Annotated in this window: 10 protein-coding genes and 4 pseudogenes; 4 read left to right on the top strand and 10 right to left on the bottom strand. The window is 70.9% G+C overall.

Going from position 1 to position 21,100, the window contains the following annotated elements:
• Positions 1-127: 127 nt before the first annotated feature.
• Together J8M51_RS08405 and J8M51_RS08400 are read right to left on the bottom strand one after the other, a co-directional pair.
• Entirely contained in the window at positions 128-3,034 is a 2,907-nt protein-coding gene (locus tag J8M51_RS08405; RefSeq protein ID WP_256965488.1) for a helix-turn-helix transcriptional regulator, read from the bottom strand.
• Positions 3,035-3,254: 220 nt separating this feature from the next.
• Positions 3,255-4,544, bottom strand: a complete 1,290-nt coding sequence (locus J8M51_RS08400) for an alpha-L-fucosidase (protein ID WP_086758846.1) — start codon at positions 4,542-4,544, stop codon at positions 3,255-3,257.
• Between the two features lie 250 nt (positions 4,545-4,794).
• Here J8M51_RS08400 and J8M51_RS08395 point away from each other — a divergent pair, with 250 nt between their 5' ends.
• Together J8M51_RS08395 and J8M51_RS08390 are read left to right on the top strand one after the other, a co-directional pair.
• Positions 4,795-7,773 (top strand): carbohydrate binding domain-containing protein, encoded by a 2,979-nt coding sequence (locus J8M51_RS08395; RefSeq protein WP_086758844.1) that lies wholly within the window; start codon positions 4,795-4,797, stop codon positions 7,771-7,773.
• 139 nt (positions 7,774-7,912) lie between these two features.
• Positions 7,913-8,347, top strand: a complete 435-nt coding sequence (locus tag J8M51_RS08390; protein ID WP_086758842.1) for an SseB family protein — start codon at positions 7,913-7,915, stop codon at positions 8,345-8,347.
• A gap of 24 nt (positions 8,348-8,371) precedes the next feature.
• Here the strand turns inward: J8M51_RS08390 and J8M51_RS08385 are convergent, their stop codons facing one another.
• The 7 genes and pseudogenes from J8M51_RS08385 to J8M51_RS08355 all read right to left on the bottom strand — a co-directional run bounded on the left by J8M51_RS08385 (position 8,372) and on the right by J8M51_RS08355 (position 17,334).
• Positions 8,372-8,773, bottom strand: a complete 402-nt coding sequence (locus J8M51_RS08385) for a MarR family winged helix-turn-helix transcriptional regulator (protein ID WP_086758840.1) — start codon at positions 8,771-8,773, stop codon at positions 8,372-8,374.
• Positions 8,774-8,845: 72 nt separating this feature from the next.
• Positions 8,846-9,199, bottom strand: coding sequence for a VOC family protein (locus J8M51_RS08380; RefSeq protein WP_086758838.1), 354 nt, complete (start codon positions 9,197-9,199; stop codon positions 8,846-8,848).
• 298 nt (positions 9,200-9,497) lie between these two features.
• Positions 9,498-11,764, bottom strand: a pseudogene (gene glgB, locus J8M51_RS08375) (1,4-alpha-glucan branching enzyme).
• Positions 11,765-11,768: 4 nt separating this feature from the next.
• A pseudogene (locus J8M51_RS08370) lies at positions 11,769-13,153 on the bottom strand (maltokinase N-terminal cap-like domain-containing protein).
• A 28-nt stretch (positions 13,154-13,181) separates the two neighbouring features.
• Positions 13,182-14,894, bottom strand: a pseudogene (treS, locus tag J8M51_RS08365) (maltose alpha-D-glucosyltransferase).
• A pseudogene (locus tag J8M51_RS08360) lies at positions 14,891-16,913 on the bottom strand (alpha-1,4-glucan--maltose-1-phosphate maltosyltransferase). The pseudogenes treS and J8M51_RS08360 overlap by 4 nt, the downstream one beginning before the upstream one ends.
• 85 nt (positions 16,914-16,998) lie before the next feature.
• Positions 16,999-17,334 carry a DUF5133 domain-containing protein gene (locus J8M51_RS08355; protein WP_086757589.1) on the bottom strand — a complete coding sequence of 112 codons (336 nt, stop codon included), beginning with the start codon at positions 17,332-17,334 and terminating at the stop codon, positions 16,999-17,001.
• A gap of 268 nt (positions 17,335-17,602) precedes the next feature.
• Here J8M51_RS08355 and J8M51_RS08350 point away from each other — a divergent pair, with 268 nt between their 5' ends.
• Both J8M51_RS08350 and glgX read left to right on the top strand, forming a co-directional pair.
• Complete coding sequence (locus J8M51_RS08350; protein ID WP_086757591.1) at positions 17,603-18,106, top strand: pep a2; 504 nt, start codon at positions 17,603-17,605, stop codon at positions 18,104-18,106.
• A 23-nt stretch (positions 18,107-18,129) separates the two neighbouring features.
• A complete protein-coding gene (glgX, locus tag J8M51_RS08345; RefSeq protein ID WP_256965201.1) occupies positions 18,130-20,217 on the top strand; it encodes a glycogen debranching protein GlgX in 2,088 nt (695 codons plus the stop codon).
• Between the two features lie 27 nt (positions 20,218-20,244).
• Here glgX and J8M51_RS08340 read toward each other — a convergent pair whose 3' ends face one another.
• On the bottom strand, positions 20,245-21,069 hold the full coding sequence (locus J8M51_RS08340; RefSeq protein WP_086757593.1) for a VOC family protein: 825 nt from the start codon (positions 21,067-21,069) through the stop codon (positions 20,245-20,247).
• Positions 21,070-21,100 lie beyond the last annotated feature (31 nt).

Below are 21,100 nucleotides of genomic sequence, written 5' to 3'. Positions count from 1 at the left end.
TCATCTTTCGAGCTAGGCGGCGCTCATATGCTAACCACCCCGCTCGGAGGAGAAGCACCGAGGGGGTACACATCACACCCGATCACCCTGATCACCCCGAACGCCCGATCGCCCCGGCACCTCGGCGTCACCGCCGCTCCGACTGCGCCCCGCCGTCGCCCAGCGCGCCCCGCACCTGCAGCGCGGCCAGCGCCGCCCGTGTGGTGACACCCGTCTTGCGGTAGATCCGCGAGAGGTGGGTCTCGACCGTGCGCGGGCTGAGGAAGAGCCGCCCGGCGATGGCGGGGCTGGTCAGCCCCTCCGCGACGAGGGCGGCGATCTGCCGCTCACGCGGCGACAGCACGGCCGGCTCCACGGAGGCCGCGACCCGTGACGGGACCCCGGCTCCTGTTCCCGGTTCGGTCGCGGTCGCCGTCGCCGTCGTACCTGTCGTCGTCGCTGCCGTCTCCGTCTCCACGAAGACGGCCGGACGTATCGCCTCCGCGAGGCCGATGAGCAGATGGGCGTCGCCGTCGGTGCTCAGCCGTACGGCGCGTTCCCACATGGCGCGGGCGCGGGCCGGGCGGCCCGCCATCGCGGTGAGGGGCGCGCCCGTCAGCAGGGTCTGGGCCTCCCACAGCCGGCTCTGGCCCCGGGCGGCCTCCTCGGCGGCCCGCTCGAACAGGTCGGCCGCGGCGGTCATGTCGCCGGCGGCGAGCGGCACATGGGCCAGGCTGCGCAGCGCGGACGCCCGCTGCGCCACGAGATCGAGCCGCTCGGCCTCCTTGCGGGCGCGTTCCGCCCACCGCCGGGCCTCGTCGTGGTCCCCGGTGGCCACGGCGGCGGTGACGAGGACCTCGGTGAACAGGGGCCGCATGCTCGGCTGGAGCCCGGCGAGGTCCTCCCCGCCCGCCCGGAGCACGGCGGCCCGGGCGCGCGCCGGATCACCGGAGTGCAACGCGGCGTACCCGAGGACACCCCAGGCGATCGACGCCCACCAGTAGGAACCGGCACCGGCCCGCGCGACGGCCTCCTCGGCCACGGCCAGCGCCCCGCCGTCACCGGGCGGGAGCGCGGGGAGCAGCGCCTGGGCCTTGGAGGCCAGCACGAAGGCGAGCAGTTCGTCGCTGCCGATGCCCCGGGCGATCGTCTCCGCCTCCTCGGCGAGCTCGACGGCCGACCGCAGCCGCAGCGTCATGACATGGAGATGGGACCGGCACAGCAGCAGATGCGGCACCACATAGAGCAGACCGCCCCGCCGGGCGATCACGAGCCCGCGTTCGGCGTGCCGTTCGGCGTCGGCGTACCGCTCCAGGAACGCCTCCGCCCAGCCGAGCCGGGCCAGCGGCTCGCACAGGCCCGCGAGATCCCGGTCGGTGAGGGAGTCGATGAGTGCGGCGGCCCGCTCGGTGGCCTCCACGGCGGCCCGGGTGTCGCCCTCGTACGCCTCCCCGAGCGCGATGACCGCGAGCGCCCCCGCCTCCGCGACCTCGTCGCCCAGCGACCGGGCCAGCTCCAGGGTGCGCAGCACGTCGTCCCTCACGTCCGGGTAGGAGCTGGCGTGCGGTGCCGACGAGCCCAGTTCCAGGCCGAGTTGGACGGTCTCGGCGGGGGAAAGGCCGGTGCCCAGGGCCAGTTCACGGCGGAGCAGGGCCACGGCCTCCGTGTACCGCCCCAGATGACGTTCCATCACCGCGCACAGGGTGACGGCGGACGCGCGTACGCCGTCGTCGGTGCCCGGCGGCGACAGGCTGATCACCTCGTGGAGCAGGTCCCGGCTCTCCCGCAGCCCGCCGCAGGCGCCGAGCGCCTCGGCCCGGCGCAGCATCAGGGTGCGGCGCAGCGCACTGTGCTCCGGCAGCTCGGGAAGGTGGGAAAGGGCGACCCCCAGCCAGTGGGCGCCGCTCGCGGGCGCGGTCGCGGCGGCCTGCCGGGCGGCCTCGACGAGCACGTCCACGGCGTCCGGGTCCCAGCCGGTCAGCGACCGCTCGACATGGTGCGCCCGCTCGGCGACCGGCGCCCCGATCCGGCCCAGTTCGGCCGCCGCGAGCCGGTGCATACGGGTCCGCAGCAGCGGATCGGTGGTGTCGTGGACGAGGGACCGCAGTACCGGATGCCGCAGCGCCCAGCGACCGCCGGGTCCCGGACGCGCGAGATCGCGGGCGGTCAACTCCCGGAAGTCCGGCTCCAGTTCGCTTTCGGGGCGGCCGGTGACGGCCGCCACCACCGCGGGTGCCGCATGGTCGCCGAGCACGGCCACGGCCTGCACCGTCCGGCGCTGACCGCCGGTGAGGGGCGTCAGCTCGTCGAGGAGCAGTGAGCTGAGCCCCGCGGGTCTGCCCGCCTGGAGCAGGGCGAGGAAGTACAGCGGGTTGCCCTCGCTGGCCGTGTACAGCTCGGCGGCGAGCTCCGCCGGCCGGCCGGGGGCGAGCGCCGCGAGGCAGGCGCTCCGGTCCAGCGGGCCGAGTTCGAGACGGAGCACCGTACCGGCCTCCACACCCCGGGTGAGGGAGGCGACGAGCCGGGGCGAGGTCTGCCGTTCACGGCGTGCCACCACGATCACCACGGGCGCGCGGCGCGGCGGATGGCGGACCAGATGGTCCAGGAGTTCCTGGGACGCCGGGTCCGCCCAGTGCACGTCGTCGAGGGCCACCACCAGGCCGTCGCCCGCCTGCGCGATCCGGGCGAGGAGAGCCGACACCGCGCGCTGCAGGGCGAAACGGTCCATGGTGTGGACGTCGGCCGGCGAGGAGGGCATCCGCAGCTCGGTGTCGAGGTCCGCGAGAGCGTCCGCGAGCGGCTGGTACGGCAGCTGCTGCTCGTACTCGGTCGCCCGGCCGCGCAGCACGGTCATGCCGCGCTCCCGGGCCCGCGCGCAGAACTCCGACACCAGCCTGCTCTTGCCGATCCCCGCGGCCCCGGTGACATCGACGACCGCCGGCCCGTGCCCGGCCCCCGCCGGTGCCCGCCCGGTCCCCGTCAGCCCGTCGAGCACCTCGTCGAGGCGCGCCAGCTCCGTCTCCCGGCCCACCAGCGGAGCCACGTCCCACGGCAATGCGATTCCCCCTGAAGCCGGCCCCGGGCCGTCCCGGGCCGATCCGAGGGCTTCCGAAAGCGAACCCCCGGCCGATTCCCGAGGATTGTACGTAGCTCCCGGCGGACCGGCCGCCCGGCCCCGCACCCGCCCAGGCGCCGAGCGGGCGCCCCTGACCAGCGCACCCGCGCACCGCCGACGTCGGACTCCCGCGCCCCTGGGCCCCGCCGACGGGACCCCGTCACTCGCGGCCCGACCCCCGGTAGAGGTCCAGCTCCCCGTCCAGCTCCAGGGCGAGCACGGTCGCGTACGGGTCGAGGTCGGCCTCGTCGGGGGCGTCGATCCACGTCACCCCGGGTACGGCGTCCAGGCCGCCGATCACCCGGTGCCCCAGCTCGGTGCCGGTGCCGAGGACCGTGACCTTCTTGACGGGGTTGCGCAGTCCCCGTACCGCCACGGACTCGCGGGGGACGTCGAAGCAGGTCAGATACAGGGTGCGCCGGTCGGCGGAGAGGGTGCTCGGGCCGTAGTGGTGCCCGGCGGGGAGCCCGGCGACCGTCCCGTACACGGCGTCGGAGTGCCGTCCGATCCACGCCCCGAGACCCTCCAGCCGCTCCACCTGCTCGGCGGGGATCGTCCCGTCCGCCTTCGGCCCGACGTCCAGCAGGAGATTGCCGCCCATGCCGATCGTCTCGGCGAAGTAACGCACCAGCTGCCGCACCGACTTGTGGTTGTCGTCCTGGTGCTGGAAGCCCCACGAGTCGTTGATGGTCAGGCACAACTCCCATGGCCCGGAGGGCGCTTCGAGCGGTACTCCCTGCTCCGGGGTGGCGTAGTCGCCGCGGCCGAGCATCCGGGCGTTCAGGACGGTGTCCGGGTTCTCCGCGAGGATCAGGTCCGCCAACTCCTGGATCCGCCACTGCTGTTCGGTGCGCTCCCACTCGCCGTCGAACCACAGCAGATCGGGGCGGTACCGCTCGACCAGCTCGCTCACCTGGCCGTCCCGGTAGGCGAGGTAGCGGTCCCAGGCCGCCGGGTCCTCCTCGCCGGGCGCGGCATGGGAGTAGCGGTTGGCGTCGTTGCCGCCCGGGTGGGTGTCCGTCCACCGGTCGATCTCGGGGTGGCGGACACTCGCGTAGTCGGGGTGGTTCCAGTCGGAGTGCGAGTAGTAGAGGCCGACCTTGAGGCCCTGTTCGCGCAGCGCGTCGACGTACCCGGCGATCAGGTCCCGGCCCGCCGGGGTGCGCCGGGCGACGCTCAGCTCGCCGTGGGCGGTGTCCCACAGGGCGACGCCGTCGTGGTGGCGGGCGGTGAGCACCGCGTACTTCGCGCCGACGCGGGCGAACAACCCGGCCCAGGCCGCGGGGTCGTACGCGGACGCGGTGAAACCGTCGAGTTGTTTCATGTACTGCTCGTGCGTCACCTCGCCCCAGTAGAAGGACCAGGACTCCGGCACTCCGTCCACGGCGTAGATGCCGTAGTGGATGAAGATGCCCAGCTTGGCGGCGGGAAACCAGGGTTGCATGGTCATACGGCCACGCTAGGCGCAGGGCCCCGCCGGACGCGTGGGCGCGGGTCACCACTGCTGGTCCGTTTTCACCAGGGGTACTCCGGCGAGGGTGAACCGTCCGCCGCGCGATCTCTTTACGTGGCTGTCATGTCCCTGTAGCTTCCGCGCTGCAAGGGCTTTCAGGAATTTGCCGGTTCCTCTTGCAGTGCACCTCGTGCAGTGCGACTCCCCACCTCCCGGCCCGCATTGGAGACGGCACATGAGGCGAACCATGAGATCCGCATCCCCCTGGCGACCACGACGGCGCCCGTTCGCGTCCTTCGTGGTGGCGACCGGCCTGCTCGGAGCGCTCGCCACGGTCCCGGCGGCACCCTCCGCCCCCGTGGGGCCGGTCGCCGCCGAGGCGAACACGGCGACCGTCTTCTACTACACGAAGACCAGGAACTGGGCCTCCACCTACCTCCACTACGCCCCGGACGGCGGCTCCTGGACCACGGTCCCGGGCACGGCGATGGAGGCCGCCTGCACGGACTGGGTGAAGAGGACCGTCGACCTCGGCACGGCCACCGGTCTGAAGGCCACCTTCAACAACGGCTCCGGCACCTGGGACAACAACGGCGGCGCGAACTACGCGCTCGGCACGGGGAACATCACCGTCAAGGACGGCGTCATCGCCCACAGCGACCCCTGCGCCGGCACCGGTCCCGTCGAGGGCAACAAGGCCACCGTCTACTACTCGACCGCCGCGACCGGCTGGACCACCGCCAACATCCACTACCAGCCCGCCGGCGGCTCCTGGACGACCGCACCCGGCGTAGGCATGGAATCCGCCTGCACCGGCTGGTGGAAGAGGACCCTCGACCTCGGCACCGCCACCTCCCTCAAGGCCGCCTTCAACAACGGCAACGGCGTCTGGGACAACAACAACAGCGCCGACTACACGATCCCGACCGGCACCACCACGGTGAAGGACCGCACGGTCACCCGGGACGCCACCGACCCCTGCGCGGCGCAGGCGCCCGACACCCAGGCGCCGACCGCGCCCACCAAGGTCACCGCCACGGCCACCCACACCTCGATCGTGCTCGGCTGGGATGCCGCCACCGACGACAAGGGCGTCACCAGGTACCAGGTCACCCGCACCGGCGGCACCAAGGGCACGACCGTCACCGACACCGGCTCGACGGTCCTCTCCGACACGGGACTGGAGGAGCGGACCACCTACACGTACACGGTGAAGGCGGTGGACGCCGCCGGCAACACCTCGCCCGCCTCCGCCGCGGCCACGGCGACCACCGGGGCGAAGGCCCCCGAACCCACCACCGGCACCCCGCTCGGCACCGACCCCCGCAAGGACCCCGTCTACTTCGTCCTCACCGCCCGCTTCTTCGACGGCGACCCGGGCAACAACCGGGGCGGCAGCCAGCACACCGAATCCGGCAACGCGGCGAACGGCGATCCCATGTTCCGGGGCGACTTCAAGGGCCTGGTCGAACGGCTCGACTACATCAAGGCCCTCGGCTTCTCGGCCGTGTGGATCACCCCGGTGGTCCTGAACCGTTCCGACTACGACTACCACGGCTATCACGGCTACGACTTCTACAAGGTGGACCCGCGCCTGGAATCGGCCGGCGCGAGCTACCAGGACCTGATCGACGCGGCCCACGCCAAGGGCATGAAGATCTACCAGGACGTCGTCTACAACCACAGCTCCCGCTGGGGCGCCAAGGGCCTGTTCACCCCCACCGTGTACGGCGTCCGCGACTCCCAGTGGAGCTGGTACTACGACGAGCGCGCCGAGGGCTTCGAGTACGACGGCCTCACCGTCGAGCCCAAGTCCGGGAAGTCGTACTACAACGGCGACCTGTGGTCCACGGCCGAGCCGACCGGCAACACCTGCGTCAACTGGGGCAAGCCCACGGGCGGCAAGAGCGCCGAGGGCTACACCCTCTACAACTGCCAGTGGCCGAGCCCCACGTCGGGCATGTTCCCCAAGGCGTACTACCACCGGTGCTGGATCGGGAACTGGGAGGGCGAGGACGCCCGTTCCTGCTGGCTGCACGAGGACCTCGCGGACTTCAACACCGAGAACACCACCGTGCAGAACTATCTGATCGCCGCGTACAACAAGTACATCGACATGGGCGTCGACGGTTTCCGGGTCGACACGGCCGTCCACATCCCGCGCGTCACCTGGAACCGCCGCTTCCTGCCCGCCATCCAGGAACGCGTCACCCAGAAGTTCGGCGCGGAGGCGGCGAAGAACTTCTTCGTCTTCGGCGAGGTCGCGGCCTTCGTCAACGACAAGTGGAACCGTGGCTCGGTCAACCACTCCGCGCAGTTCTACACCTGGAAGGAACGCAAGGAGTACAGCGCCGACGACGAGAAGGCGGCCCTCGAACAGTTCGACCACGAGAACAACCTCGGCACGGGCAACCAGCCGACCTCCACCAACGCCTTCCTGAACGGCAACAGCTACCACACGCCCGATCACAGCCGGTTCTCCGGCATGAACATCATCGACATGCGCATGCACATGAACTTCGGCGACGCGCAGAACGCCTTCGGCAACGGCAAGGACTCCGACGACAGCGTCAACGACGCCACGTACAACGTCGTCTACGTCGACAGCCACGACTACGGTCCCAACAAGTCGAGCAACCGCTACAGCGGGGGCACCGACGCCTGGGCCGAGAACATGTCCCTGATGTGGACCTTCCGCGGCATCCCGACCCTCTACTACGGCTCCGAGATCGAGTTCCAGAAGGGCCAGAAGATCGACTGCGGGCCGACCTGCGCGCTGGCCGGCACAGGAAGGGCCTACTACGGCGACCATCTCGCCGGATCGGTCACGGCCTCCGAGTTCGGCAAGGCCGACTCGGCGAGCGGCCAGGTCGCCACCACCCTGGCCCAGCCGCTGGTCAAGCACCTGCAACGGCTCAACCAGATCCGGCGGGCGATCCCCGCGCTGCAGACGGGCCAGTACTCCACCGAGGGCATCAGCGGACAGATGGCCTTCAAACGCCGGTACACCAGCGGATCGACCGACAGCTTCGCCCTGGTCACCGTCACCGGCGCCGCCACCTTCACCGGCGTCCCGAACGGCACCTACCGGGACGCCGTCACCGGCGACGTGAGGACCGTCTCCAACGGCACCCTGGCGGTCGGCGCCCCCGGCAAGGGCAACCTGCGGGTGTACGTCCTCGACGGCCCCGGCAGGATCGGCACCGACGGCCCCTACCTGAAGTGACGGCCCGTACCCGCGGTGACTGGCCGTACCTGAGGTGACGAAGAGGAATGCCCGCGTCCCTGTCGGGTACGCGAGGGGCGTCGCGCCCGGGACGGACGCCGTCCCGGGCGGCCTTTTCCATCACTACCTGGGATCTTCCATGGACATATCCTCGAACGGTCACTCCAACGGCCACCACGCGCCCCAGGCCGTCTCACCGGCCCAGCGCGCACTGACCGTGCTCGCCTTCGACACCCATGACACGGCCGCGCTGCACACGCTCGCCGACAGCGAGGTGCTGATTCCGGTGCCGGACGACGCCGACGAGGCCGCCGTGAGCGATCCGACGGCCGTGGCGCTGCCCGTCCTGGAGCAGCCGGGCGGCGAACAGATCGTGCCGGTGTTCACCTCGGAACCCGCGATGGCCGAACTCCTGCCGTACGTGTCGCGCTACCGCGTGGTCCCGCTGGGCGCCCTCGCGTCCCAGTGGCCCGCCGACGCCGATCTCTCCCTCACCATCGACGCCGGCTCCCCGCACGGTCTCACCCTCGACGCCCATGATGTGGGCACCCTCCTGGGAGGACAGGGCATCTGAACGCTTGAGCGCGGGTGGGTGCGGTCAGCCCTGCTGGAGCATGCGGGCCAGGACGTCACGCTGGAGCGGCAGCACCTCGGCGTGCAGCCGACGCCCCTTGTCCGTCAGGGTGACCCACACACCGCGCCGGTCCTCCGCGCAGACGGACCGCTCCACCAGGCCGTCCTTCTCCAGGCGGCCGATCAGCCGGGACAGCGCGCTCTGGCTGAGGTGGACCTTCTCCGCGATGTTCTGCACCCGGCACAGATCCCCGGCGGCCGTGGCCGCCGCCATGCCCGAGACGAGGATGTCGAGCACCTCGAAGTCGCTGGCGCCGAGGCCGTGCGGATGCAGCGCACGGTCGATCTCGCACATCGTGCGGGCGTGCACGGACAGGATGTCCCGCCACTGGTCCTCCAGCCGGACCCCGGCCGTGTTCGCTGCCATATGTGCACGGTAACAGAGGGCCGGACGATCGTTGTGCGTGCAACTACTGCGGGCGCATCCACCGGCGGCGCGCTACTCCGCGGCGGTGTCCTCCATGAGCCCGATCAGGTTCCCGTCCGTGTCCTTCACCGAGGCGATGAGCCGGCCGCCGCCCACGTCGTGGACGTCCTCCAGGGTCTCCGCGCCCGCGCCGAGCAGGGCCGCGAGCCTCGACCGGATGTCGGTCACATGCCAGTACGGCACCGGGCCCGTCATTCCCTTCGCGTGCCCGTTCGGGTCCAGGCCCACGTCCTGGCCCGCGTCCTTGAAACCGACGTAGTACGGGGTGTCCGCGTACGGCTCGACCTCCAGCAGCGCGGCGAACAGGGCCTTCGCCCCGGCGAGGTCCTTGACGGGGTAGATGACGGTCTGCATCCCAGCGGTCATGACGTACTCCTCCGTGCTCGTTCTGGTACTCGTTCCCGGTCCCTACGACCTGCGCTCCACGCTAGGCGGCGACGCCGCCGCGCGGCTTCTCCGATCCTGACCGGTCGTGGCGGCAGGGGGCGCGTTGTCGGGTGCGGGCCCGGTGGGGCTTCTCGCGCCGTTCCCCGCGCCCCTGAAAGACCAGGCCCCTGCGGGCCTGAAAAGCACGGGGCGCAGCCCCTGCTTTCAGGGCGCGGGGAACTGCGCGACCAGCCCCCACCGGACCCGCACCCGACAACGCACCCAACCCACCCCCCACCTAGGCAGGGCGGAACCAGATCGTGGACAGGGGCGGCAGGTGACCCGAACACTCCCCGCCCGCCCGTGCCAGGCGAGCGTCTCGCGTTCGACGGGACCGGGGTTGGTCACCCCACCACCCCCATAGACCCCCGCATCCGTGTTCAGCACCTCACCCACGCAGCGACACCGTCCGGCACCCCAGGCGATACCCCTCCCGCACCACCGGACTGAAGTTGGAGACGGCCAGCAACGGCACCCCCTCCCCGTCGAACCGCAGAAACGCGAACACGTTGTCCTCGGCGGCGTCCCCGCACACCCACTGGAACCCGGCCGGATCCGTGTCCCGCTGCCAGAGGGAAGGCGTACGGCGGTAGACGTCGTTGAGGTCGCGGACGAGATCCCGCACCCCACGGTGGTCGGCCTCGGCCCCGTACCCGGGATCGAGCAGCCACCAGTGGGGCCCGTCCGGCTCCGACCACTCACCACCCTGCGCGAACTCCTGCCCCATGAAGAGGAGTTGCTTACCGGGATGGGCCCACATGAACCCCAGATACGCACGGTGGTTCGCCCGCCGCTGCCACCAGTCACCCGGCATCTTGGACACCAACGCCCGCTTCCCGTGCACGACCTCGTCGTGGGAGATGGGCAGGACGTAGTTCTCGCTGTACGCGTACACCATCGAGAAGGTCATCTCGTCGTGGTGGTACCTGCGGTGCACCGGCTCATGCTCCATGTACTGCAACGAGTCGTGCATCCACCCCATGTTCCACTTCAGCCCGAACCCCAGCCCCCCGCCGTCCGTCGGCCGGGTCACCCCGTCCCAGGCCGTGGACTCCTCCGCGATGGTGACCACCCCGGCACCCGCCGGTACACGGTCGCGTTCATCTCCTGGAGGAACGCGACCGCGTCCAGGTCCTCCCGCCCGCCGAACACATTGGGCGACCACTGCCCGGAGTCCCGTGAGTAGTCGAGGTACAGCATCGACGCCACGGCATCCACCCGCAGCCCGTCGATGTGGTACTCCTCGCACCAGTACACCGCGTTCGCCACCAGGAAGTTGCGCACCTCGACCCGCCCGAAGTCGAACTCGTACGTCCCCCAGTCCGGATGCTCGGCCCGCCGGCTGTCCCCGGGCTCGTACAGCGGCTCCCCGTCGAAGCGCCCGAGCGCCCAGTCGTCCTTGGGGAAGTGCGCGGGCACCCAGTCCACGATCACCCCGACCCCGGCCCGGTGCAGGGCGTCGACGAGGTACTTGAAGTCGTCGGGGGTGCCGAGGCGGGCGGCCGGCGCGTAGAAGCCGGTGACCTGATAGCCCCAGGAGCCGCTGAACGGATGCTGTGCGACCGGCATCAACTCGACATGGGTGAAGCCGAGGTCGGAGACGTACTCCGGGAGCACATCGGCGAGTTGACGATACGTCAGGCCAGGTCGCCAGGACGGAAGATGGACCTCGTAGACGGAGAACGGCGCCTCGTGCACCGGAGTGTCCCCGCGCCGCGCCATCCACTCCTCGTCCGACCACGCGTAGTGCGAGACGTGCACGACGGACGCCGTCGCGGGCGGCACCTCCGCCCGGCGGGCCATCGGGTCGGCCTTGAGCAGCCGGTGGCCGTGGCGCGAGACGATCTCGTACTTGTAGTGGGCGCCCTCGCCCACCCCCGGCAGGAACAGCTCCCAGACGCCGGACGAGCCGAGGGACCGCATCGGGAAAGCCGTCCCGTTCCAGGAGGCGAAGTCCCCGACGACCCGTACCCCCGCGCGTTCGGCGCCCACACCGCGAACCGGGTACCGGTCACCCCTGGTGCGTCATCGGCTCCGACCCGAGCGCCTTCCACAGCTGCTCGTGCCGCCCTCACGGATCAGATGCAGATCCAGCTCCCCGAGCGCGGGCAGGAAGCGGTACGGGTCATGGACCTCCTGGTCGGAGTCCTCGTACGAGACCAGCAGCGTGTACTCCGGGACGGTGGCGGTGGCGGTGGCTGTGGTGGTGGCGGTGACGGTGTCGTCGAGCGGCAGCAGCACCGAGAACAGACCGTCGCCCTCCGACGCGAGATAGGTGCGCTCGCCGCCGGTCACCACACTCACCGCGTGCGCGTACGGTCGCAGGGCCGCACCGCGATCCCGCCCGGCACCGGATGGGCGCCGAGCAGGAGTGCGGGTCGTGGTGCGCGCCGGAGAGCAGCCGCGCACGCTCCTCGGGAGCCAGGGGAGGGGCGGGCACGGTGAGCCGGGGCCCGCGCCGGGGCGGGCCCGCCGCCTCGGGGGAGTGGTGTCGCGCAGGGCCACGGTCTCAGTCTCCTCTCACGGCGAGACGCTCGATCGCCGCCATCGGTACGGAAGCCAGTCGGGACGGTGCCGGGCCTCGTACAGCACCTCGTACACGGCCCGGTCCGTCTCATAGGCGCGCAGCAGACCGTGCTTCTCGCGCGGGTCCCAGCCGGCGCGGGCCGCGTAGCCCGCGCAGTACGCTCCCGGCAGCCGCGCGCCCACTCCGGGCGCCAGGGCGGCGCTGCCGGGCCGCGTAGTCGAAGGAGCGCAGCATCCCCGCGATGTCCCGCACCGGCGACTGGGTGCCGCACCGCTCGGCCAGCGGCCGGGACGGCTCGCCCTCGAAGTCGATCACGAACCACTCCCGGCCCGCCCGCAGCACCTGCCCCAGATGCAGATCACCGTGCACACGCTGCGCGGGCGGCCCGGCATCACAGGAGAGCAGGGCACGGAAGGCGGTACGCAGCCCGGGGACGTACGGCCGCAGCGCCGGTACCGAGCGCGCGGCGGCGTCCAACCGCTCGGTCATCGCGGTCGCCGTCCGCCCGTTCTCGTCGTGGGTCCCGGACGGGAACGCCGAGGCGAGCGCGAGGTGCACCTCCGCCGTGGCCCGCCCCAGCTCACGGGCCTGCGCCGTGAAGTCCTGTCCGGCGGCGAGCGCGCCGAGCGCGAGCGTCCAGCCGTCGGACGCGTCGGGCAGGAACGGCTGCAGCACCCCGAGCGTCGCCGGGAACGGATCGGTCGTCCGGAACCAGGCCACCGGCGCCGGCACCCGCCCGCACCCCTGCCCGGCCAGCGCACCCGGCACCTCCAGATCGGGGTTCACCCCCGCCTGGATACGCCGGAACACCTTCAGGATGTACGCGTCGCCGTACACCAGCGAGGAGTTGGACTGCTCGGCGTCCAGCAGCCGTGGTGCCAGCCCGGCCGGTACCCGGGCGTCCGGGGCCGCCTCGAACCGCAGCGGGCCCGCAGTCCCGGGGTGCCGCAGCCGCTCCAGGAGCAACTGGGCCGACCGGGGTCGTACAACGCGTCGTACACCGTCAGACCCGCGAGCGGACCCTCCTGCGCCTGCCCGATCAGGGCTCGCCCGAGACGGGGCCCCACATGCTCACGCACCCCGAGCAGCAGCTGATAGCAGTCACCGGCCGGGGGCGTGCCACCGGGCGCGGGCACCCCGCCGTGAGCGGTGTGGCTCGGCTGGCCGGTGTGCACCAGCAGATGCAGACAGCCCGGATACAGCTCGGTCATCGACAGCAGGGCGAGGTCCGTGACCGGGCGGTCCTTGCCGGCGAACCAGCGCTGCCGGGGCAGCCACTCGCGCAACAGCCCGGCCAGCGAGGCCATGAGATCGGCGGCGACCCCGTCGCTGCTCGGCCGGAGCAACGCGGTTGCGGTCTTCGACATGGTGACGCGTCCTTTCGCCGCCCGCGCTTCAGCGCCCTCGGGCAGCGCGGGAGAGGACTCGGGAGAGCCGGAACCAGTAGAAGCCGTGGCCCGCGAGGGTGAGGAGATAGGGCAGTTCACCGATGGCGGGGAAACGGACACCGCCGATGAGTTCGACGGGGTGGCGTCCTTCGTAGGCCCGCAGATCGAGTTCGGTGGGCTGCGCGAAACGGGAGAAGTTGTTCACGCACAGCACCAGGTCGTCCCCGTGTTCGCGCAGGTAGGCGAGTACGGACGGGTTCGACGAGGGCAGTTCGGTGTATGTGCCGAGGCCGAATGCCGGGTTCTGTTTGCGGATCTCGATCATCCGGCGGGTCCAGTGCAGCAGCGACGACGGCGACGACATGGAGGCTTCGACGTTGGTGACCTGGTAGCCGTAGACGGGGTCCATGATCGTGGGGAGGGAGAGGCGTCCGGGGTCGCAGGAGGAGAAGCCGGCGTTGCGGTCGGGGGTCCATTGCATGGGGGTGCGGACGGCGTCGCGGTCGCCGAGCCAGATGTTGTCGCCCATGCCGATCTCGTCGCCGTAGTAGAGGATCGGTGAGCCGGGCAGGGAGAGGAGCAGGGCGGTGAAGAGTTCGATCTGGTTGCGGTCGTTGTCCAGGAGTGGGGCGAGGCGGCGGCGGATGCCGATGTTGGCGCGCATGCGGGGTCTTTGGCGTATTCCGCGTACATGTAGTCGCGTTCTTCGTCGGTGACCATTTCGAGGGTGAGCTCGTCGTGGTTGCGCAGGAAGATGCCCCATTGGCAGCTTGCGGGGATGGCGGGGGTCTTGGCGAGGATTTCCGAGACGGGGTAGCGGGATTCCCGGCGCACGGCCATGAAGATGGGCATGACGGGGAAGTGGAAGGCCATGTGGCATTCGTCGCCGCCGCTGGCGAAGTCGCCGAAGTAGTCGACGACGTCCTCGGGCCATTGGTTGGCTTCGGCGAGGATGACGGTGTCGGGGTAGTGGGCGTCGATCTCCTTGCGTACCCGTTTGAGGAAGTCGTGGGTTGCGGGAAGGTTTTCGCAGTTGGTGCCTTCCTGTTGGTACAGGTAGGGCACGGCGTCGAGGCGGAAGCCGTCGATGCCGAGGTCGAGCCAGAACCGCAGGGCGGAGATCATCTCTTCCTGTACGGCGGGGTTCTCGTAGTTGAGGTCGGGCTGGTGGGAGAAGAAGCGGTGCCAGTAGTACTGCTTGCGGACGGGGTCGAAGGTCCAGTTGGAGGCTTCGGTGTCGACGAAGATGATGCGGGCGCCGGGGAACTGTTTGTCGTCGTCGGCCCAGACGTAGTATTCGCCGTAGGGGCCGTCGGGGTCTTTTCTGGATTCCTGGAACCAGGGTGCTGGTCGCTGGTGTGGTTCATGACGAAGTCGATGATGACGCGCATGCCGCGTTGGTGGGCGGCGTCGACGAATTCGACGAAGTCGGCGAGGTCGCCGAATTCGGGGAGGACGGCGGTGTAGTCGGAGACGTCGTAGCCGCCGTCGCGGAGGGGGATTTGAAGAAGGGCGGGAGCCAGATGCAGTCGATGCCGAGCCACTGCAGGTAGTCGAGTTTGGCGGTCAGGCCCTTGAGGTCGCCGATGCCGTCGCCGTTGCTGTCCTGGAAGGAGCGGACCAGGACCTCGTAGAAGACGGCGCGTTTGAACCAGTCCGGGTCCCGGTCCTTCTGCGGAGTGTCCTCGAAGGTGTCCGGGATGGGTTTGTTCATGGTCATGGCGTACCTGACACTCCGATCTGCGACGAGTCCTGAGGCGAGGGAGACGCGTTCCCGGCCGGGAGCCGGACGTGGAGGATGTGCGCGGGTGCCCGCCCGGGTTCCAGGCGCACGTAGTTCGTCCTTCCCCAGCGGTAGGTCTCACCCGTCAACTCGTCGCGTACCGGCACGTTCTCGTCCCCGCCCAGGCCGAGTTCCGCCAGGTCGAGCGTGACCGTGGCCTCCTGGGTGTGGTGCGGATCGAGATTGACGACCACCACGACCGCGTCCGGGCCCGTCCGCTTGCTGTACGCGATCACCGCGTCGTTGCCGGTCCGGTGGAAACGGAGGTTCCGGAGCCCGTGCAGTGCGGGATGGCGTCGCCTGATCTCGTTGAGCGCGGTGATGAGGGGCGCGATGGTACGTCCGTCTTGTGCTGCCGCGTCCCAGTCGCGGGGGCGGAGTTGGTATTTCTCGGAGTCGAGGTATTCCTCGCTGCCGGGTTTGAGGGGGTGTTCTCGCAGAGTTCGTAGCCGGAGTAGACGCCCCAGGTGGGGGAGAGGGTGGCGGCGAGGACGGCGCGGAGTTCGAAGGCGGGGCGGCCGCCTTCCTGGAGGAAGGCGTGGAGGATGTCGGGGGTGTTGACGAAGAAGTTGGGCCGCATGTAGCTGGCGGCTTCGCCGGTGAGTTCGGTGGCGTACTCGGTGAGTTCGGCTTTGGTGTTGCGCCAGGTGAAGTAGGTGTAGGACTGCTGGAAGCCGGTGGCGGCGAGGGTGTGCATCATCGCGGGGCGGGTGAAGGCCTCGGCGAGGAAGATGACGTCGGGGTCGGTGGTGTTGATGCCGGCGATGACCCGTTCCCAGAACAGGACGGGTTTGGTGTGGGGGTTGTCGACGCGGAAGATGCGGACCCCGTGGTCCATCCAGTGCCGCAGGACCCGGGTGGTCTCGGTGATGAGGCCGGGCAGGTCGGCGTCGAAGGCGATCGGGTAGATGTCCTGGTACTTCTTCGGCGGGTTCTCGGCGTGGGCGATGGTGCCGTCGGGGCGGTGGTGGAACCACTCGGGGTGTTTGTCCACCCAGGGGTGGTCGGGGGAGCACTGCAGGGCGAAGTCCAGGGCGACTTCCAGGCCCAGCGCGCGGGCCTCGGCCACGAAGAAGTCGAAGTCGTCGATCGTGCCCAGATCCGGGTGGACGGTGTCGTGGCCGCCTTCGGGGAGCCGATGGCCCAGGGGACGCCGACGTCGTCGGGGGTGGGGGAGAGGGTGTTGTTGCGGCCTTTGCGGAAGGTGGTCCCGATGGGGTGGATCGGGGGAGGTAGAGGACGTCGAAGCCCATCGCGGCGATGGCGGGCAGGCGTCGGGCGGCGGTGCGGAAGGTTCCGTGGGGCTGCTCGGGGTGCCCTCGGAGCGGGGAAGAACTCGTACCAGGAGCCGAAGAGGGCGCGTTCGCGTTCGACCAGCAGGGGGAGGGGTTCGCTGGAGGTGACCAGTTCGCGCAGGGGGTGGCGGGCGAGGACCTCGTCCACCTCCGGCGCCAACGCCGCCGCCAGCCGGTCGGCGACCGGCAGCGAGTCGTCGCGGAGCCGTCCGGCCGCCGTCAGCAGGACGGTGTGCCCGCCCCCCTCCGGTACGCCGGCGGCGGCGCGCGTGAACAGCTCGGCGCCCTCCTCCAGGACGAGTCCGGAGTCGATGCCCGCCGGGACCTTGATCCGGGCGGTGTGCCGCCAGGTGGCGACCGGGTCGCCCCACGCCTCGACGCGATATGTCCAGCGGCCCACGGAGGTGGGAGTGACCCAGGCGCCCCAGCGGTCGGTGCCGGGGACCAGCTCACGCATCGGGGTCCACGGCGCCGGGCGGCCCTCCGGGTCCTTGAGCACGACATTGGCGGCCACCACACCGTGTCCCTCGCGGAAGAGCGTCGCGGTGACCTCGAAGGTCTCGCCGACCACCGCCTTCGCGGGACGCCTGCCGCACTCGACGAGCGGACGGACGTCCCTGACGGGGACGCGGCCGACGGCCGGGGCCGGGATCGGGCTCATGGGGTCTCACCTCCGCCGTGCTCGGGGATCGGCACTGGGCCGAACGGGTAGTGAAGGAAAACGGGTCCTGCCGCGAAATCGGGTCCTACCGCCCTGCCGTGAAACGCCGTCCGGAGGACGTCTCCCGTCCGGCGGAACGGGTCTTGCGGGTCTGCTCCTTGCGGACCTTGCCGTTCTGGTCCTGCCTGAGGCGCCCGGTCTGCTCCTGGAGGTAGGCGGGCAGACTCGTCTGGAGATAGCGCTCGGCCGCCGTCACGGCCTCACGGGCGCAGCGCTTGCCCATCAGCACGCACAGCGTGTAGCCCGAGTCCTCGAAGCTGTCCCGGGCCGCGCGGTCGGTCGGGGACGCGAGCATCACGCGTTCCCAGGTGCGGTAGCGCCGCAGATGTCTGGCCACCTCGTTCTTGGCGGGCAGCAGCATGTGCTCGTCCCTCCCGGCACTCTCGGCGGAGCACGCTTCCCGGGGGGAGGTCGTGCACGGAGGGGCACCGGCGCCTCACGGAGCCGATGCCTTCACTCATGGTGCACAGGGAATCACCGGGCGTCTTGTTGGTTCTTCAACCACCCCGGGAGTCGCTCGTGTTGCACGAATGGCGTAGCCCTCCCACTCTGGAGCTGACTCAGAAGTGATCGGTGCTCACGCCCCGTGTCCATGGGGCGGACGCTTCGCCGGTGAGGAGCCAACGACGATGAAGCCCGCAGTGCCTCGCTACTACCACCTCGACGTGGACGTCAGTCCGGAACGGGTCGGACAGGTCAGCCGCATCCTGGCCGCCCACCTCCGGTTCTGGGACCTGGAAACCCTGGTCGGCCCCGTCTGTCACAGTGCCGAACTGCTCCTGGGCGCGATCGAGGAACACGCCACCGACAAACACACCTCGGTCGAGATGTGGTGGAACGGCCAGCACCTCATCGCGGCGGTGGGCGAGAACGACCGCGCGCTGCGCCCGGACCGGGAGCTGCGCCCCTGCCTGACCCGTATCGCCGCGCTCAGCGACGGCTGGGGCTGCTGTTCCCCGGCCGGCGGCGGCACGGTCGTCTGGTTCACCCAGCGGGCACCGGTCGACCAGGGTGTGCCCCTGGTGCCGACGGCCCCCGAACCGGCGCTGCGCGCGATGCTCCAGGTGCCCCGCGAGGCACCCGTCGCCGCGCTCGCCGGCGAGCTGCCGGACCTGTGCGGGGGCGCGCGGTGAGCGTGCGGCCGAACCGGAAAGGGGTGCCCGTGTGGAGCGGGCACCCCTCTCCGCTGGGCGCGTCCTACGACGGCATCGGCACCAACTTCGCCCTGTTCAGCGAGGTCGCCGAACGCGTCGACCTGGTCCTCGTGGACGACGACGGCACCCATCGCACCGTCCCGCTCACCGAGGCAGACGGCTTCGTCTGGCACGGCCGGCTCCCCGGCGTCGGCCCCGGGCAGCGCTACGGCTACCGCGTGCACGGGCCCTGGGACCCGACCGCCGGCCACCGCTGCGACCCGGCGAAACTGCTGCTCGACCCGTACACCAGGGCCGTGGACGGGCAGACGGACAACCATCCCTCCCTCCGGGAACCGGGCGCCGACAGCGCCGGGCACACCATGCTCGGCGTGGTCACCGACCCGTACTTCGACTGGGACGACGACCGCCCGCCCCGGCGGCCGTACGCCGACACCGTTGTCTACGAGGCACACGTCCGCGGCCTCACCCGCCTCCACCCCGACGTGCCCCCCGAACTCCGCGGCACCTACGCCGGGTTGGCGCACCCGGCCGTCGTCGAACACCTCACCTCGCTGGGTGTGACCGCGATCGAACTGATGCCGGTCCACCAGTTCGTCCAGGACGGTGTCCTGCTGGACCGGGGCCTCACCAACCACTGGGGCTACAACACCATCGGCTTCTTCGCCCCGCACAACGCCTACGCCGCCCACGGCACCCGCGGCCAGCAGGTCACCGAGTTCAAGTCGATGGTGAGGGCGCTGCACGAGGCCGGGCTCGAAGTCATCCTCGACGTGGTCTACAACCACACCGCCGAGGGCGACGAGCGCGGCCCCACCCTCTCCTTCCGGGGTATCGACAACTCCTCGTACTACCGCCTGGTGGACGGCGACTGGGCGCACTACTACGACACCACCGGCACCGGCAACAGCCTGCTGATGCGGCACCCCTACGTCCTCCAGCTGATCATGGACTCACTGCGGTACTGGGTGACCGAGATGCATGTCGACGGGTTCCGTTTCGACCTGGCGGCCACACTGGCACGGCAGTTCCACGAGGTGGACCGGCTCTCGGCATTCTTCGACCTGATCCAGCAGGACCCGGTGATCAGCCGCGTCAAGCTCATCGCCGAACCCTGGGACGTGGGCGAGGGCGGCTACCAGGTCGGCAACTTCCCGCCGCTGTGGTCGGAGTGGAACGGCAGGTACCGGGACGGTGTACGGGACTTCTGGCGCGGGCGCCCGCACACACTCGGCGAGTTCGCCTCCCGGCTGACCGGCTCCGCCGACCTGTACGAACACAGCAGGCGCCGGCCGCGCGCCAGCGTCAACTTCGTCACCGCGCACGACGGATTCACCCTGCGCGACCTGGTGTCGTACAACGACAAGCACAACGAGGGCGACCGGGACGGCGAGAGCGTCAACCGCTCCTGGAACTGCGGGGTCGAAGGCCCCACCGAGGACCCGCCCGTCCTCGCGCTGCGCGCCCGCCAGCAGCGCAACCTGCTGACCACCCTGCTGCTGTCGCAGGGCATTCCCATGCTGAGCCACGGCGACGAGTCGGGCCGCACCCAGCGCGGCAACAACAACGCCTACTGCCAGGACAACGAGGTCTCGTGGCTCGACTGGCGGCTCGACGCCGAACAGCGCGCGCTCCTCGCGTTCACCCGCGACCTCATCGCCCTGCGCGCCGCCCATCCCGTGCTGCGCCGCCGCCGCTTCTTCCGGGGCGACACCCCGACCCGCGCGGACCAGCCGCTCGCCGACCTGGTGTGGCTGCGGCCGGACGCCCGGGAGATGACCGACGCCGACTGGGACCGCCCCGACGCCCATGCCGTGGCCGTCTTCCTCAACGGCGACGCCATCGCCGAACGCGACGCCCACGGCGGGCCCGTCGTCGACGACTCCTTCCTGATCCTGCTGAACAGCCACTGGGAGCCGCGGACCTTCCGGCTGCCCGGCGCCGTCTACGGCGAGTGGTGGGCGAGCCTCGTCGACACGGCCGCGGAGCCGGACGGCGTCCCGGACGAGTCCGAGCACAAGGCGGGCGCGGAGATCACCGTCGAGGCCCGGTCGCTGGTGCTGCTGTCGCGTCCCTCCCGGGGCGGGTGACCGCCACCGGCGCCGGCCGGACGGCGGTCAGCGTTCGCCGCGCGAGGTGATCGTGAACTGGGCGCCGTCCGGATCGCGGAGCACCGCCTCGTGCGGCCGGTGGGAGAGGACCGTGCCGCCGTGATGCTGGGCCGACTCGACACAGGCCGTCACATCGGAGACGGAGAAGTGGACCTGCCAGTGCGGCCGGATCGTGGGATCGGGTGCCGCCTCCAGCGCGCCGGAACTGATCCGGGCCACCGCCTGGCCCTCGCTGCGCAGTACGACCTCGTCGCCCTCGTAGTGGACCTCGCAGCAGCCCGGCTTCTCGGTGGCCCACTCCAGGACCTCGCCGTAGAAGATGGCCGCGTCGAAGGCGTCCCGGGTGTGCAGCCGGATGAAGGCGGGGGCGGCCTTGCGCCAGGTCTCCCAGTCGGTGAACAGCGCGCCCTCCCAGATCCCGAAGGACGCCCCGTGCCGGTCCGCCAGCAGGGCCGCCCGGCCGGGCGGGAAGGACAGCGGCCCGACCGCGACCGTGCCGCCGCGCTCCCGGGCCCGGGAGGCCGCCGCGTCCGCGTCGGACACGGCGAAGTACGGGGTCCAGGCGACCGCCATCTGCCACAGCGACGCCACCCCGGCGATCCCGGCGACCGGCACCCCGTCCGCCAGCGCGATCCGGAAGTGGTCCCCGAGCTTCGCCGTACGCCAGCGCCAGCCCAGCACGGCGGAGTAGAAGGTCTCCGTGGCCGGCAGATCCCGGCTGGTGAGGCTCACCCAGCAGGGCGCGCCGAAGACGGAGTGGCTGGAGATGCCGTTCTCCCCGTCCTGCTGACGCGCGTGCTCCGCGCCCCGGTGATTGCTGTCGCTGTTCATGGCAGTCGCGTCCTGAGTCTCGTCCGCCGGC

It is taken from the genome of Streptomyces griseiscabiei, from assembly GCF_020010925.1.
Taxonomy (GTDB): domain Bacteria; phylum Actinomycetota; class Actinomycetes; order Streptomycetales; family Streptomycetaceae; genus Streptomyces; species Streptomyces griseiscabiei.
The sequence above is the reverse complement of the archived record's forward strand: the minus strand, read 5'-3'. Positions and strand labels throughout refer to the sequence as shown.

Bases quoted from the DNA above. Each gene is read 5' to 3' on its own strand.
- J8M51_RS08395 (WP_086758844.1), top strand. From the start codon at position 4,795: ATGAGATCCGCATCCCCCTGGCGACCACGACGGCGCCCGTTCGCGTCC.
- J8M51_RS08355 (WP_086757589.1), bottom strand. From the start codon at position 17,334: ATGCTGCTGCCCGCCAAGAACGAGGTGGCCAGACATCTGCGGCGCTAC.
- J8M51_RS08390 (WP_086758842.1), top strand. From the start codon at position 7,913: ATGGACATATCCTCGAACGGTCACTCCAACGGCCACCACGCGCCCCAG.
- J8M51_RS08350 (WP_086757591.1), top strand. From the start codon at position 17,603: ATGAAGCCCGCAGTGCCTCGCTACTACCACCTCGACGTGGACGTCAGT.
- J8M51_RS08400 (WP_086758846.1), bottom strand. From the start codon at position 4,544: ATGACCATGCAACCCTGGTTTCCCGCCGCCAAGCTGGGCATCTTCATC.
- J8M51_RS08385 (WP_086758840.1), bottom strand. From the start codon at position 8,773: ATGGCAGCGAACACGGCCGGGGTCCGGCTGGAGGACCAGTGGCGGGAC.
- J8M51_RS08380 (WP_086758838.1), bottom strand. From the start codon at position 9,199: ATGACCGCTGGGATGCAGACCGTCATCTACCCCGTCAAGGACCTCGCC.
- J8M51_RS08340 (WP_086757593.1), bottom strand. From the start codon at position 21,069: ATGAACAGCGACAGCAATCACCGGGGCGCGGAGCACGCGCGTCAGCAG.